Annotated in this window: 12 protein-coding genes and 1 pseudogene; 3 read left to right on the top strand and 10 right to left on the bottom strand. The window is 67.1% G+C overall.

Going from position 1 to position 15457, the window contains the following annotated elements; translation table 11 throughout:
* Positions 1-6: 6 nt before the first annotated feature.
* Together moaC and IPM60_07450 are read right to left on the bottom strand one after the other, a co-directional pair.
* Positions 7-483, bottom strand: a complete 477-nt coding sequence (moaC, locus tag IPM60_07455) for a cyclic pyranopterin monophosphate synthase MoaC (protein MBK8907730.1) — start codon at positions 481-483, stop codon at positions 7-9.
* A 109-nt stretch (positions 484-592) separates the two neighbouring features.
* Positions 593-1577, bottom strand: a pseudogene (locus IPM60_07450) (ROK family protein).
* Between the two features lie 253 nt (positions 1578-1830).
* Here IPM60_07450 and ispH point away from each other — a divergent pair.
* Both ispH and hpnH read left to right on the top strand, forming a co-directional pair.
* A complete protein-coding gene (ispH, locus tag IPM60_07445; protein ID MBK8907729.1) occupies positions 1831-2793 on the top strand; it encodes a 4-hydroxy-3-methylbut-2-enyl diphosphate reductase in 963 nt (320 codons plus the stop codon).
* An 11-nt stretch (positions 2794-2804) separates the two neighbouring features.
* The gene (gene hpnH / locus IPM60_07440; protein ID MBK8907728.1) at positions 2805-3944 is read left to right on the top strand and encodes an adenosyl-hopene transferase HpnH; all 1140 of its coding nucleotides are present in this window, start codon (positions 2805-2807) and stop codon (positions 3942-3944) included.
* Here hpnH and IPM60_07435 read toward each other — a convergent pair.
* The 7 genes from IPM60_07435 to IPM60_07405 form a co-directional block, all read right to left on the bottom strand.
* Positions 3894-4586, bottom strand: coding sequence for a phosphorylase (locus IPM60_07435; GenBank protein MBK8907727.1), 693 nt, complete (start codon positions 4584-4586; stop codon positions 3894-3896). The genes hpnH and IPM60_07435 overlap by 51 nt on opposite strands.
* Positions 4583-6526, bottom strand: coding sequence for a squalene--hopene cyclase (gene shc / locus IPM60_07430; GenBank protein ID MBK8907726.1), 1944 nt, complete (start codon positions 6524-6526; stop codon positions 4583-4585). Before shc ends, IPM60_07435 begins: the two co-directional genes overlap by 4 nt.
* 37 nt (positions 6527-6563) lie before the next feature.
* Complete coding sequence (locus IPM60_07425; protein ID MBK8907725.1) at positions 6564-7934, bottom strand: FAD-dependent oxidoreductase; 1371 nt, start codon at positions 7932-7934, stop codon at positions 6564-6566.
* 3 nt (positions 7935-7937) lie between these two features.
* The gene (gene hpnD, locus IPM60_07420; GenBank protein ID MBK8907724.1) at positions 7938-8852 is read right to left on the bottom strand and encodes a presqualene diphosphate synthase HpnD; all 915 of its coding nucleotides are present in this window, start codon (positions 8850-8852) and stop codon (positions 7938-7940) included.
* On the bottom strand, positions 8849-10036 hold the full coding sequence (locus IPM60_07415) for a glycosyltransferase (protein ID MBK8907723.1): 1188 nt from the start codon (positions 10034-10036) through the stop codon (positions 8849-8851). The genes hpnD and IPM60_07415 overlap by 4 nt, the downstream gene beginning before the upstream one ends.
* Positions 10037-10052: 16 nt before the next feature.
* Positions 10053-10889, bottom strand: a complete 837-nt coding sequence (hpnC, locus tag IPM60_07410) for a squalene synthase HpnC (GenBank protein MBK8907722.1) — start codon at positions 10887-10889, stop codon at positions 10053-10055.
* 133 nt (positions 10890-11022) lie between these two features.
* Positions 11023-11595, bottom strand: a complete 573-nt coding sequence (locus IPM60_07405; GenBank protein MBK8907721.1) for a hemerythrin domain-containing protein — start codon at positions 11593-11595, stop codon at positions 11023-11025.
* A 324-nt stretch (positions 11596-11919) separates the two neighbouring features.
* On the opposite strand from IPM60_07405, the gene IPM60_07400 reads away from it, so the two are divergent.
* Positions 11920-14883, top strand: a complete 2964-nt coding sequence (locus tag IPM60_07400; protein ID MBK8907720.1) for an N-6 DNA methylase — start codon at positions 11920-11922, stop codon at positions 14881-14883.
* 65 nt (positions 14884-14948) lie between these two features.
* Here IPM60_07400 and dksA read toward each other — a convergent pair whose 3' ends face one another.
* Positions 14949-15365, bottom strand: coding sequence for an RNA polymerase-binding protein DksA (gene dksA / locus IPM60_07395; protein MBK8907719.1), 417 nt, complete (start codon positions 15363-15365; stop codon positions 14949-14951).
* Positions 15366-15457: the final 92 nt, after the last annotated feature.

Here is a 15457-nt window from a genome sequence, read left to right as displayed (position 1 = left end):
CTGCGTTCACTCCGCCTGGAAAGTTCCGGATGCTCCGCCGCTTTTGTGCACCACGCGGAGGTCGCTGATGCGCATGCCGCGGTCGAGGGCCTTGCACATGTCGTAGACGGTGAGCGCCGCCACCGACGCCGCGGTCAGCGCCTCCATCTCGACCCCGGTGCGGCCGGTCAGCTTACAGGTCGCGGTGATGTCGACCGCCGCGCGCGCCGCATCGCATGCCAAATCGACCGTCACGCTGGCCAGCGCCAGAGGGTGGCAGAGCGGAATCAACTCCGGCGTGCGCTTGGCAGCCATGATCCCGGCGATCTGAGCGACGGCGAGGACGTCGCCTTTGCGCGCCCGCCCGGACACGATCACCTCCAGCGTCGTCGGCTGCATCAGCACGGACACCACGGCGGTCGCGCTACGTTCCGTCACGTCCTTGGCGGAGACGTCCACCATGACCGCGTTGCCTTGAGGGTCAATGTGGGTGAGTCCCGCCATGATGCAACTGCCGCGCCTCAGGGTGCTGGATTGCGTTGAAGTGCCGGGTGCGAGCCTATCAGCGACCGAACCCGGCGGCAACCCGACCCCGGTGTCGCTGCATCCGGTTTCATTCGACGGCAGTGAGCACTTCGCGGGCCCAGGCGGCGGCGCCGGTGACCGAGGCATCGCCGGCCAGACGCGCTGTGACCACCGTAAAGCTATGTTCGAACGACGGCATGACTCTTTGTCGTGTGCTCGCCTCGACCTCGCTTTTCCACAACTCCGGCATGTCCTCTACCATGCCGCCGCCGAGCAGTACCACATCCGGTACCAGAAGGTTCACCACCCCCGCCATCGTCCGACCGACGGCGCGCGCCGCGTCCCGCACGATGGATTCCACGACGCTGTCGCCTGCGGCGATGGCGTCGGCGAGGGCGCGGCTGCGGATTCGGCTAAGGTCGGTGCCGGTCTGGCGCAGAAGATTGGGAGCATCGCCGCGATAGGCCGCCGCCGCCGCCGCCGCCCACCGCGAGCCGCCCGGCGACGGCTTCCAGGCAGCCGCGCCGGCCGCAGCCGCAAAGCGGCCCCTCCGGCACGGCCGGCATATGGCCGATCTCCATGCAGGAGCCCGTGGCGCCGCGCAGAATCGCCCCGTTGTAGACGCATCCCCCGCCGATGCCGGTGCCCGGAAAGACGCCGACGACGCACCGCGCGCCTTGAGCCGCTCCGGATCGATACTCCCCGTAAACGCCGGCGTCGACGTCATTGAGCACGACGACGTCGCACCGGAAAGTGGCTTCCAGAAACGACTTGAGCCTCACATCGCGCCAGCCGAAGTTGGGCAGTTCAAGAATGACACCGCGGTCGAGGTCGAGCGGACCAGGGCAGCCGATGCCGATGCCGGCCAACGCCTCCGCCGCAACCCCGGCTTCGTTCAAGGCCTCCTGGACAACCTCGACGATCCGCCGCAGCACCATCTCCGCGCCCTCGTGCGGCTTGGTCTTCTTGCGCTTTCGCGCCACCGGCTTGAGGTCGTCGTCGAACACCACGGCCAGCATCTTGGTGCCGCCGAGGTCGAATCCGAGCCAGTAGCGATTGGAAGTCGTCGTCATCGCCGGTGTCCCCGCCTGCACGTGTGGCGCTGCTCCGGGTCGGTTCGCGGGCGGGCCAACGTTGGTCTATCAACGGCGCCCGCAACGCCGGGTGCGATAGCACGCCGGCCCTCAGGCGACAACCGAAACGCTGCCACGGCTGCGGCGCGCGCCGATAACCATACAAAATCCATGCACATTCTCTGTTTGACCGCCGCGCAAAGCTGCCTATGGTGTGGTCCCGACGAGAATATCAACTGAAACCGGCCTGCCCATGTCAACCCGGACGCTGCGTGTCATTCTGACCAACCCGCGCGGCTTCTGTGCCGGGGTGGAACGGGCGATCGAGATCGTCGAGCGCGCGCTACAGCTCTACGGCCCGCCGGTCTACGTGCGCCACGAGATCGTCCACAACCGCCACGTCGTCGATTCTTTGCGCGCCAAGGGCGCGGTGTTCGTCGAAGAGTTGGAGGAAGTGCCAGACGGCGCCGTGACCGTGTTCAGCGCCCACGGCGTCTCGGAGGCGGTGGAGACGGAGGCGCGCCAGCGGGCGCTGCCGGTCATCGACGCAACCTGCCCGCTGGTCTCCAAGGTGCACAAGGAAGGGCGCAACCAGTCCCAGCGCGGGCGGGAGGTCATCCTGATTGGGCACGCCGGCCATCCGGAGGTGGAAGGCACGCGCGGGCGGATTCCCCGCGGTGTGCACATCGTGTCCACCCGGGAGGACGTTGGGGCGCTGACCATACCGGTTGAGGCGCCGGTCGCCTACGTCACGCAGACGACGCTCAGCGTCGACGATACGCGGGACATCATCAAGGCGCTGAAGGAGCGTTTTCCGCACATCGCCGGTCCGGACGTCCGCGACATCTGCTATGCAACGCAGAATCGGCAGCAGGCGGTGCGCGAAGTGGCGGCGCGGGTCGACCTGCTCCTGGTCGTCGGCGCCAAGAACAGCTCCAACTCGAACCGCCTCCGTGAGATCGGGGTGCAGATGGGAATTCCCAGCTATCTCATCGACGACGCTTCGATGATCGAGCCGGACTGGTTGGAGGGAATCGAGACGATCGGCATTACAGCCGGCGCCTCCGCCCCGGAACGCCTCGTACAGGACCTCATCGTGGCGCTTGGCGCGTACGGAGACGTGCAGGTGGAGGAACTGGACGGCGTCATCGAGAGCATGCAATTCAAGTTGCCGCGCGAGCTTGATCGCGCTGCCGTCAGTGCCGTCCGCACCTAGAGCATCGCGTCTTGGGCATCCCGTTCATCCAGATGGCGCGGGTCGGCGCCTACGTCGTCCGCAAGCGGCTCGCCGGCGAGACGCACTACCCGCTGGTGCTCATGCTCGAGCCGCTGTTCCGCTGCAATCTCGCCTGTCCCGGGTGCGGCAAGATCGACTACGAGGACTCCATCCTCAACCGCCGCCTGTCGGTGGATGAATGCCTGCAGGCGGTCGACGAATGCGGCGCCCCGGTGGTCTCCATCCCCGGCGGCGAGCCCCTCCTCCACAAGGAGATCCAGGCCATCGTCGCCGGGATCGTCGCCCGCAAGAAGTTCGTCTACCTCTGCACCAACGCGTTGCTCCTGGAAAAGAAGCTGCACCTGTTCACGCCGACGCCGTATCTCACCTTCTCTGTGCATCTGGACGGACTGGAAGCCGAGCACGACAAGGCAGTGAACCAGCCCGGCACCTTCAAGCGCGCCGTTGCCGCCATCCGCGCCGCCCGCGCGAAAGGCTTCCGCGTCAACGTCAACTGTACCCTGTTCGACACCATGACCGCCGAGGAGGTCGCCGCGTTCTTCGACTTCTGCACCAACTCCCTGGACGTGGAAGGAATCACGGTGTCCCCCGGCTATGCCTACGAGCGGGCGCCCGACCAGGCACACTTCCTCAACCGCACCCGCACCAAACAGCTGTTCCGCGACGTCTTCAAGCGCCGGAACGGGACCCGATGGCAGTTCAGCCAGTCCATCCTGTTTCTCGATTTTCTGGCCGGCAACCAGTCCTACCGCTGCACGCCTTGGGGCAATCCCACCCGCAACGTGTTCGGCTGGCAGCGGCCCTGCTACCTGCTCGGCGAGGGCTATGCCGGCAGCTTCAGGGAGTTGATCGAGGACACCGACTGGGACCGCTACGGCACCGGCAATTATGAGAAATGCGCCGACTGCATGGTGCATTGCGGGTACGAGCCGACCGCCGTCAACGACACCATCTCCCACCCGCTCAAGGCGCTCAGGGTCGCACTGCTGGGTCCGCGCACAGACGGGCCGATGGCGCCGGACATCGACCTGGAGGGTCAGCGCCCGGCCGATTTCGTGTTCGAGGGGTTGGTCAAGCGGCTATCGAGTGAAGTGGAAGAGCGGCCCCGCATCCGCGGCGACGCGGCGTAGCGCGCTCAACCCTCGTCGGAAATCCAGACCCACCCGGATCAGTTGGGCAATCTCCCACGGCCGCCGGGACAACTGCTTCGCCACCACCGCCAGATCTGTCGTCCCATCTCTTCTGATCGTGATTGGCAGCCATGCCGGTAGTGCGCGGTCCAGCGGATCGGCGATGGCCCGCACGATCAGGACCGGCACGCCGGCGCCGGTCGCCACCTGGACGATGGCGTAACTCTCCATATCGACGGCAACAGATCCGGTCCGCGCCGCAAGCATCCGCTTGCATGCGCTGTCGGTGACCGCGTCGACTACGGTGACGATCGTGCCGCCGCGTGCGCCGATCCGGGCGCTGATTCGGCAACCGAGGCGCTGCCGCCAGTGCTCGTCGACCTCCAGGCGACGCCCGTCCGGCGTAACCACGCCATCGGCGACGACCACCGCCCCAGGCGCCAGATCCGACGCCAGTCCGCCGGCCACCCCGAAGCCGACAAGAGCCTTGCAGCCTTCACCGATCAGCCTGCGAGCCGCCTCCCCGGCGCGCTCCGCGTCCGCGCCGGCGCAGGCCACGAGGAGGTTCGATTTGCCATCATGTCGCCCGAGGACGCAGGCCGACTCGGCAGCGAGTCCGGTGATGACGCCGACGCGCGTCAAATCCCGTACATGGTGGTCTTGGCGTTGGCGAGACGGAGGTTGCGGTACCGCGCTAACGCCCACAACGGGAAATAGGCGCTGTAACCATGATAGCGGAGGTAGAACACCTTGGGAAAGCCGACCGCGTTGTAGTACCGCTCGGCCCACGCGCCGCCTTCGCGCGGCGCCGACAACAGGTAGGCGACACCACGGTGCACCGCATCGGAATCGATCTCGCCGGCGGCCATCAGCCCGAGCAGCGCCCATGCGGTCTGGGTCGGCGTGCTCACATTGGCGGGATCGTTCCGGCGCTCCGCCCAGTAGCTGGAGCAGTCCTCGCCCCAGCCGCCGTCATCGCGCTGGCGCACATTCAACCACTCGACGGCAGCGCGCACATGGGGCGCCTCCAGGTCCTCACCGACGGCATTGAGGGCCGATAGTACAGACCAGGTGCCATAGACATAGTTCGTGCCCCAACGGCCGAACCACGATCCGTCGTCCTCCTGCTGATCGATGAGCCACCGCACCGCCCGCGCGACCGCCGGATGGTCCCGCTCGTAGCCAAGCTGGGCGAGCATGCCGAGGCAGCGCGCCGTCACGTCCGCGGTCGGCGGATCGAGCAGGGCGCCGTGGTCGGCGAACGGGATGTTGTTCAGGTAATAGTGCTCGTTGTCGGCGTCGAACGCGCCCCAGCCACCATTCCGGCTCTGCATCCCCAGCACCCATTCCGCGCCCCGCTCAACAGCCTCGCGCGAGTCCTCGTGGCGGGCACGGTGCAGCGCCATGACGACAACGGCCGTGTCGTCCACATCCGGATAGTGGGCGTTTCCATATTGGAAGGCCCAGCCACCCGGGCGCGCGTCAGGTCGGCTCGCTGTCCAATCGCCGTCCAGGTCCAAGACCTGGCGGTCTCGGAGCCATGCCGCCGCTGTGGCGATCTCCGGATCGTCCTCGCCGCACCCGACTTCCAGAAGCGCATGGAGGGCGAGGCTGGTGTCCCAAACGGGAGACAGGCACGGCTGGCAGTATCCTTCGTCATCGCGGAACACCAGGAGCTTGTCGATGGCGCGTCGCGCCGTCACGAACTCGGGGTGGTCGTGCGGGTAGCCCTGCGCATCAAGGGCCATGACAGCGTTGGCCATCGCCGGGAAAATCGCCCCCAGCCCATCTTCGCCGTTAAGGCGCTCCTTCACGAACGCCATGGCGCGGTCGATGGCCTTCTGCTCGAGTGCCTTGGGGAACAACAACGGCTCCAGCTTGCGCGCCAGGCCGTCGAGCATCAGCATGCCGCTGCCGACCCAATGGCCGGTGGGATTGGTAAGGTAGTCGACATGCTCCTCCGGCGGCACCACGAACAGTTCGCGGATGTCGACGCCGCGCGGGTTGCGGGCCCGCGGCTTGAGGGCGGCGAGCACGAACAGTGGCACCATCACGGTGCGCGACCAGTAGGACACCTTGTCCAGGTGAAACGGAGCCCAGCGCGGCAACAGCATAGCCTCCGGCCGGATGATCGGCGTCGCCCGCCACGGCACCTGGCCGAACAACGCGAGGGCGATCCGCGTAAACACGTTGGCCCGGGCGGCGCCGCCGCGGGCCAGCACCGCGTCCCGCGCCCGCTTCATGTGGGGCGCCTCGGGATCGTCGCCGACCAGCTTCAAGGCGAAGTACGCCTTGACCGTGGCGCTGATGTCGATGTCCCCGCCGTGGAACAGCGGCCAGCCGCCGTGTGACCCCTGGCGCCTGCGCAGGTAGGTGGCCAGCCTGCCTTCGGTGTCGTCGTCGATGTCGCCGAGGTAGTGGTTAAGGAGAATGTATTCGGAGGGAATGGTGGCGTCGGCTTCCAACTCGAACACCCAGTGCCCATCGTCGGCCTGCCGTTCCGTGAGCCACAGCGCCGCCTGTCCGATAACGCGCTCCACGGCCTGCTCAAGCGCCCCGCCCAGACCGGCCTCGCTCACCATCGCCCGTTCAGCGATCCTCATCTCCACGTCCCCGTCGTCACGAGCGCCGCGCGCAGCGCTTATCAGCGTCGCGGTTTATCTCTTCGGATACCCCAATCGCGCTTGTTGCGTCGGAAGGGCTCGTTCTGTCAAGCATTTGCCGCGCATGGCTGACCGCTTGTGCCGCAGTGTTGCCGGAGCGGATGCTGCCTTCGATGGTCGCCGGCAGGGCGGTCGCCGTCCAATCACCGGCCAGGAACAGGTTTCTCCAGCGGGTCGTGGGCCCCGGGCGGCGAGCGAGGTTGGACGGCGTTTGCGCGAACGTGGCGCGCTTTTCCTTGATTATGCGATGGGCGGGGAGCGGCGCGTCCGGTCCGGCAGCACCCGTCAGGATCCGCGACACCTCGGCCCAGGTCCGGCGCGCGATGTCGACGTTCGGGCGCTCGGCCAAAGCATCTGCGGCGCTGACGGTCACGGACGCCATGCCGTCGCGGACGAAGATCCAGTGGCAGAGGCCGTTGATGACGCCGATTACCGGCGACGCCCGCTGGCCCTGGGCGACGCGGAAATGCACGTTGACGATGGCTCGGCTGCCGAGCGGCGTCACAATGCCCGGCACGAGGTCCGCCGCCTGGGCGGGCGGCACCGCGACGACGACTGATTCGCTGCCGCTCAACCTGATCGCTTCGCCATCCGCGAACGAGAGCCCGACCGCACGCCCATCCTGGTATCCGATCTCGCGGACCCGCTTGCGGAGTCGAACGCAGTTGTCGCGGTCCGCCAGGTAGCGCAGCGCCGGATCGACGAACGCCGCGGCCAGGCAATCGCGGGCAATGCGGGGCCGGCAGTGGGGCTCGCCGCGGAAGAAAGTTTCGCGAACAACTGCCCACAGCAGAAGCGCCGCCCCGTCTTCTGGCGACGTGTTCAGCGCCGCCAAGGTCAGCGGTTCCCAAAACCGCCTGAACAGCGCGCCGTCGTCGCCGACGCAGTCCCTCACCGTCTCCGTGTCCGAGGCGCGCGCCAGACGCAGGGCGGAGAGGTACTCTCGTGGGCGCGTCCCCGGGATCCGCCGAAGCGGGCTGAAAATCCACCACGGAATGCGCCCCGCGTTCGGGGCCACGGTCCAGCGCTCTCCGGTCGCCAGATCAACGAACGGGAACGCCGCCCGCGCCGGTCCCGTCAGCGCACCGCCTGCGCCGATCGTGTGCAGATACGCAGACGCCGCGCTGTTGCCGCTGAGCAATAGGTGGTTGCCATTGTCGATGCGGCAACCGAGGCCGGCTTCGTAGAACGAGCGGCAGCGGCCGCCGGCGTAGCCTGCGGCTTCGTGCACGATGACCGGCACACCGGCGCCGGCGAGCGACACGGCGGCCGCCAGGCCGGCTAGCCCCGCGCCGATCACGTGCACGCACCCGGCGCCCGGCTCCATACTCTAAATCAGTCCGTAGCGGACCGCGATCCACAGCTTTTCCGGCCTGGACAGGGTGACGCGCCTGGTGCTGCCGGATGCGCTTCCGGGCCAGCGTCCAGCCATCAACCGGTCGAGGGTGCGCCGATAGACCTCCATCATCACCCGCGCCGGGCGCATGGCCCGCGTCTCGCAGTCCGCGAGCAGTGCCTTCGCCTCGGCGAACCGCTCAACTGCCAAGCCCGCCAGCCGGTCGCACACCCGCACCGCTCCCGGATGAGCGAGCACCGCGGCAAGATCGTCGCCAACATCGATCCCCTCGGCACACAGCCTGTCCGCCGGCAGGTAGAGGCGGTTGCGCCGCGCGTCCTCGTCCAGATCGCGGAGGATGTTGGTGAGCTGAAGCGCGGAGCCCAGCGCCGCTGCCAGCCGCCGACCCGTCTCCCGATCGGCTCCGAACACCGCCGTCGAGAGCCGGCCGACGGCGCAGGCGACCCGTTCGCAGTAAAGCGCCAGCTCCGCGTCGTCCCGGATGCGCACCCGCGGCGCCGCATCCATCTCCATGCCGTCGATGACGGCGAGGAAGTCGTTCTCCTGAAGATCATAGGTGCTTACGGGTTCGACCAGCGCTCGCGCCAACGGGGTGCGCGGCGTTCCTCTGAACACGCCGTCGATCTCCATCCGCCACGCCTGCAGGCGCGCCCGTTTGATTGCGACCGGCGCCGGTTCGTCTGCGATATCGTCGACGTCGCGACAGAACGCGTAGACCGCGAACATGGCGCGCCGCTTCTCGATCGGGAGCAGCCGGATCGCCCAATAGAACGATGTGCCGGAACTCCGAACGACGGTCTCGACGACCGCCCAATCGTCGGCATTGCGCGCCGCAGCGTCTCGATACCCGCTAGCCTCTTCGGCGTCCTCGCCGGACGTCGTGATCATCCGCGCGCCCGCATTTTATAGGCGCCATAGGTTCGGCCTTTCCAGGCGCCGCCGCGGCCGAGCCAATGACGCCGCGCCGAGTCCACCGTCATCATCGTGAACAGCGCTGCCGCAACCGGCAGCAGCATCCCCCGCCACGCCGGCAGTCCATAGAGCGTCAGTGTCGGGCGCAGCATCCAGGTCATCGTCGCCCACGCCGCAGCGCCGGCGGCAAGGGCCGGGACGTCGGCGACCAGCAGTCCGTACGCAACGGCCATGGGAGGAACGACGTAGAGAACGATCATGCCGACGACAGTCCCCGTCAGCGCCGCGAAGGAATGGCCGAGTTGAGTATAGGCGGTGCGCGCCACCATCGCCCAGATCTCGCCAAGCCGACGATACGCGCGCACGCTTCGCGTCCCGCTGGTGAGCCCCAGCCAGATGGCGCCGTTCCCCTTGAGCCGTTCGGCGAGCGCGCAGTCGTCGATCAGCCGGTCGCGGATGGGCGCAATTCCCCCGGCCGCGGCGAGCGCGGAGGCCCGCACCAGCATGCACCCACCGGCAGCAGCGGCGGTGCGCCGCGCCCGATCGTTGACCCAGCCGAACGGATAGAGCTTCTGAAAAAAGAACACGAACGCCGGGATCAGCACCCGCTCCCAGGCATTGCCGCAGTGGAGGCGCACCATGAGCGAGACGAGATCCAGACGATGCGCTCCGGCCACTGCCACAAGGCGCCCCAGGCTTTGCGGGTGGTGGTCGATGTCCGCGTCGGTGATCAGCAGATAGCGGAGATCCGGCCGTTCCCGCGTCGCCCACGCGACCCCCTGTTCCACCGCCCACAACTTCCCGGTCCAGCCCGGCGGCAGGGCCATTGCGGAGAGTACGATGACGCGGCCGCAGTCGCCGGTCTGCCGCGCCGCCTCGGCGGTCCCATCGACGCTGTGATCATCGACGACCACGACCGTGAACCGGCCCGCGTAGTCCTGGCGCAACAGCGACGACACGGCCCGCTCGATGGTCGCGGCCTCGTCGCGCGCCGGAATGATCGCGACCACCTCCGGCGGATCGCCGGACACCGCCGGATCTGGGATCTGCAACGTCTCCAGCCTCTGCTCGCCCTTCCAGAAACCGCCGCGTTCGACGAGGAGATACACCCAGCCGCAGAGGGACAGAAGCGCCGAGCCGGCGATCGCCAGACTGAGCATCCCATGATCGGTCATGTCAGCCGAACAGCGCCGCGGTGGCGCCGCGGGTGCAACACACCGCGTACTCCGCCGGGCCCAGCCGGATGCGGCCGGCGAGCGGGTCGCCGCGCCGCAGCCGCGCGACCAAGGCATGGGCGATATCCAGGATGACCGCCGATTCCATGGCAAGCCTCCGGCTGGTGAGCACCGCCGGCAACGTCCGCGCTTCCTTCAGCAAGGCGTCCACACCATCCAGGCAACGGTCGAGGACAACACGCAACGACGGTGACGTCCGGTCCGTATCCAGGTCCGCCACCGCGGCGCCTGCCGCCTTCATCCAGTCCTCGGGCAAATACACCCGGTCGAGCGCCCTGTAGTCCTCCTGGCAGTCCTGGAGATGGTTGATGACTTGGAGGGCGTTGCAGAGCGCGTCGGCCGGACCGTAATCGCCGGCGTCGCTGCCGTGAAGGTCAAGCAGAAAGCGCCCGACCGGCGCAGCCGAGCGTTGGCAATAATCCATGAGGTCGTCCCAATCCCGATAGCGCAGCTTCACGGCGTCCTGCGTGAAGGCGCTCAGGAGGTCAAGGCAGTGGCGCGGCGCGATTCCCGTCTCGACCAGCGTGCGGTGCATCGCGTGAGCCTTGGCCAGATCCACGCCGCCGCTTCGTCCGTCCTCGAGGGCCGTCTTGAATATGTCCAGGCGCCGGACCTTCTCGTCTGCAGCCAGATGCGGGTCATCTGCAATGTCATCGATGGCGCGCGCGAATGCATAGAACACCGCAACGTGGGGACGAAGGTGCGATGGCAGCAACCACGAACCGACGGGAAAGTTCTCATAGCCGGCATCTTTGCCGGAGGGCGTCTCGACCGTCATTCCGTCTGCCCGAATTTTCTTAAAGCCCACCGGCGCGCTTCAGGCGCCCACCGGCCCCTGCCGGCCGGTTCTAGACGGGCGTCGCGCCGCTGTCAAAAGCGCTGACTGCTGGAGCCGGGCCGACTACCTGAGACTACCTGAGCGCAGTCGCTGCCGTGACGACGCTCTCGGCCAGGATCTGATCGCGCACGTTACGAAAACGAACCTCTGTAGGCTCGCTGAACAGCGGATCGCGGGTATCGAACACGTCGAACTCGATGTCCTCCCAATCCCTCTCCGACAAGGCCGCAAGCGCCCGCGGAAAAAACACCCCCTCTTCCATGGCAATGTGGTCGCGATACCCGGCCAGAAACTGCCGACCCAGCCACTCCGTGCGTTGCTGCGCCCCCGGTTCGTCGTCTTCTGCGGCCGCAAGTGCATCGGCGAAGGCGCGGGTCAGCGCGGCGAGTTCGGCATGGTGCGCCTCGAGATCGCCGACCGCGTCGGCCGCCGCCGGATCGCGTAAGGCCAGTCGGCGGTAAATCAGATCTTCCTTCGGATGATGGCACTCGTCCGGATAGGTCAAGCAATACCCGAGGATCGACTCCATCAACTCATGATCCATTGGGCCCCGCTCTTGCAGGCAGGAAAGCTGGCGCTCCACGACCGACAACAGCTGGCTCATGTTCCGATGTTCCAGTCGGAGCAGGAATACGACATCAGACACTATTTTTTTCCTCCACGACCACGCCTCCCGTTTTCCGGCGTTCATTTTTGTCATCGTATCATTCACTCGGCCGTCATACAAATGGCGCATCGCGGGCCCCGGAACCTGCTCCCCGAGAGGGCGTCGATCAGCGAAGCCCGGTGTCGGCCATAGCCGATCGCCGACTGCCCGTGTTGCCCGGCTCCGGGAATTGTCCTATGCGTGACGTGCCAACAAGTTTCGCGGATCGCGCGCGTTGTTCGGGTCCGACTCAACAGCGAGTTATACGCTTCCTGTCCCGACGGGGCCGGTTCGCCGCGATCGCCATCACCGGGAAAGGGCAGCATGGCGCTTTCGGCGCGGCGGTTGACCGAGATCGTTGTCGAACTGGCGAGCCGCCCCGGTCACGAAAAGATCCGCGCGCTGATGTTCGAGTTGCTTGTTTACGGCCTCGGCGCAAACTCGACCGACATCACGTTCGAAAAACCGTTACCGGAGGTTCGCGGCCGCCTCGACGCGCTGCTCGGCCAGACGGTCTTCGAGTTCAAGCGGGATTTTCGCCGGGAGCGGGCCAGCGCCGAGGAGGAACTCGGCCGCTACCTTCCGCAGCGGGAATTGGAGACCGGCGAGCGTTTCATCGGCATCGCCACGGACGGCGCAGAGTTCCAGCCGTACGAGATCGAGGAGGGACGCCTCGTGGCGTTGCCGGGCTACACGACGTCCGCCGAAGACCCCGCCGGGCTGCTGCTGTGGCTTGACGCCGCGGTCTCGCTGCAACCCGACCTGCTGCCGCGCCCGGACGTCGTCAAGGTCGAGTTGGGACGCGACAGTCTCGCCTGCAGGCGCGCCCTCACCACCCTTTCCCGGCTGTGGGAAGAGGTCGGGACACTCCCGGAAGTCGAGCTGAAACGCCGGCTCTGGGCGGACTTGCTGGAGATGGTCTATGGCAGTTCGGTCGACGCAGGCGAGCTGTTTCTTCAGCACACCTACCTCACCATCGTCGCCAAGACCATTGCCACCCGGGTTCTGGCGATCCCGCTGCCGGAACCTGCGGACCTGCTCTCCGGCCGCGCCTTCGATCAGGCCGGGATCACCGGAGCGGTCGAGTCGGACTTTTTCGACTGGGTGATGCACGCGTCCGGAGGCGCCGACTTCGTCGCACGCACGGCGCGTCAGGTGGCGCGCTTTCGCCTCGAAGACGTGGATCATGACATTCTCAAGATGCTTTACGAATCCCTCATCGATCCGGAGCAACGCCATGACTTGGGCGAGTACTACACCCCCGACTGGCTGGCCGCCCTGATCTGCGAGCGGGCGATCGAGGATCCGCTGAACAAGCGGGTGCTGGATCCGGCCTGCGGCTCCGGCAGCTTTCTGTTCCACGCGGTTCGACATTTCATGGAGGCCGCGGATGACGCGCGGCTGACCCCGGGCGAGGCCCTCAAGCACTGTCTCGAGCGGGTGGTTGGCATCGACGTACATCCAGTCGCGGTCCTCGTGTCCCGGGTGACCTATCTGCTTGCCCTCGGCGAGGAGTGCCTGAGTGCGCGATCGGAGCGCGTCGCAGTGCCGGTCTATCTCGGCGACTCGCTGCAATGGAACCGGCGCCAGACGGTCAACCACGAGGACTTCGTCATCTCCGTCCCGGACGGCCGGGAGTTGCGATTCCCGGCAGCCCTCGCAAACGATCCGGCGCGCTTCGACGACACCGTCGCCACGATGATGAACCTGAGCGACCGCAATGCATCGACCGACTCATTCCGCGCCTGGTTCAGCCGCGAAGGTTTGGGCTCGGATCAGGATCTGGACACCCTGGTCGACACCTACCGCCACTTCCGCGCCCTCGCCCGGGCCGGGCGCAACCACGTGTGGGGCTATGTGGCGCGCAATATCAGCAGACCGGTTTGGTTGTCGTCGCCGTCGCAGCGGGTCGACGTGCTGGTCGGCAACCCGCCTTGGCTCACCTACCGCCACATGTCCACGCGGCTTCAGAAGCGCTATCGCGAGGAGACCTCCAAGCGCGGCTTCTGGAGCGGCGGCAAGCTGGCGCCGCACCAGGATCTTTCCGCCTACTTTTTCCTCCGATGCGCCGAACTCTACCTCAAGCCGGGCGGAATGGCGGCGTTCGTCATGCCGTACGGCGCCTTCAACCGCGCGCCCTATGAAGGCTTCCGCAGCGGCCGTTTCGGCGGGTCGGACGTTCGCTTCGTCGAGGCGTGGGCTTTCGACGAGCAGGTGCAGCCGATGTTCCCGATGCCGTCGGCGGTCATGTTCGCTCGCCGGGAAGCGGCCGGAGCGCTGCCCAAGACCATCTCGGCGTTCGCCGGCCGGCTGCCCGATCGGGACGCGTCGCCGGAGCAGGCGGAGATGTGCCTGGTCAGTGCCGAGATTGGCTGGCCCGGCGGGGCGGCGCTGACGGGGGCGTCTCCCTATCGTCGGGTGTTCCGCCAGGGGGCGACCATGGTGCCGCGCCGGTTGTGCGTGGTGGAGCGCGTCCGCACCGGCCGGCTCGGCAGCAACCCTGCGATCCCGCTGGTGGAAAGCCGCACCGGCAGCCTTGAGAAGCGGCCGTGGAGCACACTGCCGCCCCTCCGCCACGCAGTAGAGGCGCAATTCCTGCGGCCGCTCTACCTGGGCGAGACGGTGCTGCCGTTCCGGCTGTTGCGCCCGGTGGAGGCGGTCATACCCATGGAGGACACGCCCGGCGCCGACGCCATCCTCAATGCCGCGGTCGCCGAGGAACGGGGGTATCCCGGCCTGGCCCGCTGGCTCGACACCGCCGAACGGCTGTGGCGCGAAAACGGCCGCGGCGACATGTCGTTGCAGAAACGATGGGACTACATGGACGCGTTGCACCGGCAGAAGCCGCTGGCGCCGGTGCGCGTGGTGTATGCAAAATCCGGCATCATGCTGGCTGCCGCCATCGTCGAGGACCGCCGCGCGGTGATCGACCACAAGCTGTACTGGGCCGCCATGCGCCGCCATTCCGAGGCGCTCTACGTCGTCGGCATCCTCAACAGCGAGACGGTTCGCCGGCGCATCATGGCGTTGCAGTCGCGCGGGCGCTTCGGCGCACGGGACGTCGACAAGCTGATCCTTGAGCTGCCGATCCCGATGTTCGACCCGACGGAGGCTTTGCACATCGAACTGATGAACGCCGCCCTCGAGGCCGAACGCCTCGCCAGCCTGCTCCCGCTGCCGGACGATCTTTATTTCGTCCGCGCCCGCCAAAGGGTCCGCCGCGCCTTACAGGACGCCGGCATTTCCGCCCACATCGACGGCCTGGTCGCCGACCTGCTGCCGAGGTAGCCGACGCGTCAGGTCGCGGCGATTCGCGGCTGCCCTGGAAGGTCAGTGTTTCCGCATCCCGGGCCCTACTCGTCCCGGTGAGTTTTTTCCATTCGTTCGTGGCGCTCCTGGGCCTCGATGCTGAGAGTGGCGATGGGGCGCGCCTCAAGCCGCGAGATGCCAATCGGCTCGTGGGTCTCCTCGCAGTAGCCGTAGGTGCCGCTGTCGATCCGCTCCAGCGCGTCGTCGATCTTGCCGATCAACTTGCGTGCCCGCTCCCGCGTTCGTAGCTCGATGGCCTTGTCCGTCTCCGCCGTCGCCCGATCCGCGAGATCCGGAGCATCGAGCCCGCCCTCGCGCAGGTGGTCAAGCGTCTCCTCAGCTTCATCCATCAACTCCGCGCGCCAACTCAGCAGCTTGCCGCGAAAATATGCGAGCATGACCGGGTTCATGAACGGTTCCTGCTCCGAGGGGCGATAGTCCGGCGGTATGTGCACGTTCATCCCTATCCAGCCGTTGTCGCGCATGGATATCCCTTGTTTGTTGCGGGCAATATATGAGCCCCACCCTTCAACCGCAAGTGGCTTCGCTGTCC

Source organism: Rhodospirillales bacterium (assembly GCA_016710335.1).
Classification (GTDB): Bacteria; Pseudomonadota; Alphaproteobacteria; order Rhodospirillales; family Defluviicoccaceae; genus JADJXQ01.
The sequence above is the reverse complement of the archived record's forward strand: the minus strand, read 5'-3'. Positions and strand labels throughout refer to the sequence as shown.

Bases quoted from the DNA above. Each gene is read 5' to 3' on its own strand.
- hpnD (MBK8907724.1), bottom strand. From the start codon at position 8,852: ATGATCACGACGTCCGGCGAGGACGCCGAAGAGGCTAGCGGGTATCGA.
- IPM60_07425 (MBK8907725.1), bottom strand. From the start codon at position 7,934: ATGGAGCCGGGCGCCGGGTGCGTGCACGTGATCGGCGCGGGGCTAGCC.
- moaC (MBK8907730.1), bottom strand. From the start codon at position 483: ATGGCGGGACTCACCCACATTGACCCTCAAGGCAACGCGGTCATGGTG.
- shc (MBK8907726.1), bottom strand. From the start codon at position 6,526: ATGGTGAGCGAGGCCGGTCTGGGCGGGGCGCTTGAGCAGGCCGTGGAG.
- IPM60_07415 (MBK8907723.1), bottom strand. From the start codon at position 10,036: ATGCTCAGTCTGGCGATCGCCGGCTCGGCGCTTCTGTCCCTCTGCGGC.
- ispH (MBK8907729.1), top strand. From the start codon at position 1,831: ATGTCAACCCGGACGCTGCGTGTCATTCTGACCAACCCGCGCGGCTTC.
- IPM60_07400 (MBK8907720.1), top strand. From the start codon at position 11,920: ATGGCGCTTTCGGCGCGGCGGTTGACCGAGATCGTTGTCGAACTGGCG.
- hpnC (MBK8907722.1), bottom strand. From the start codon at position 10,889: ATGACGGTCGAGACGCCCTCCGGCAAAGATGCCGGCTATGAGAACTTT.
- dksA (MBK8907719.1), bottom strand. From the start codon at position 15,365: ATGAACGTGCACATACCGCCGGACTATCGCCCCTCGGAGCAGGAACCG.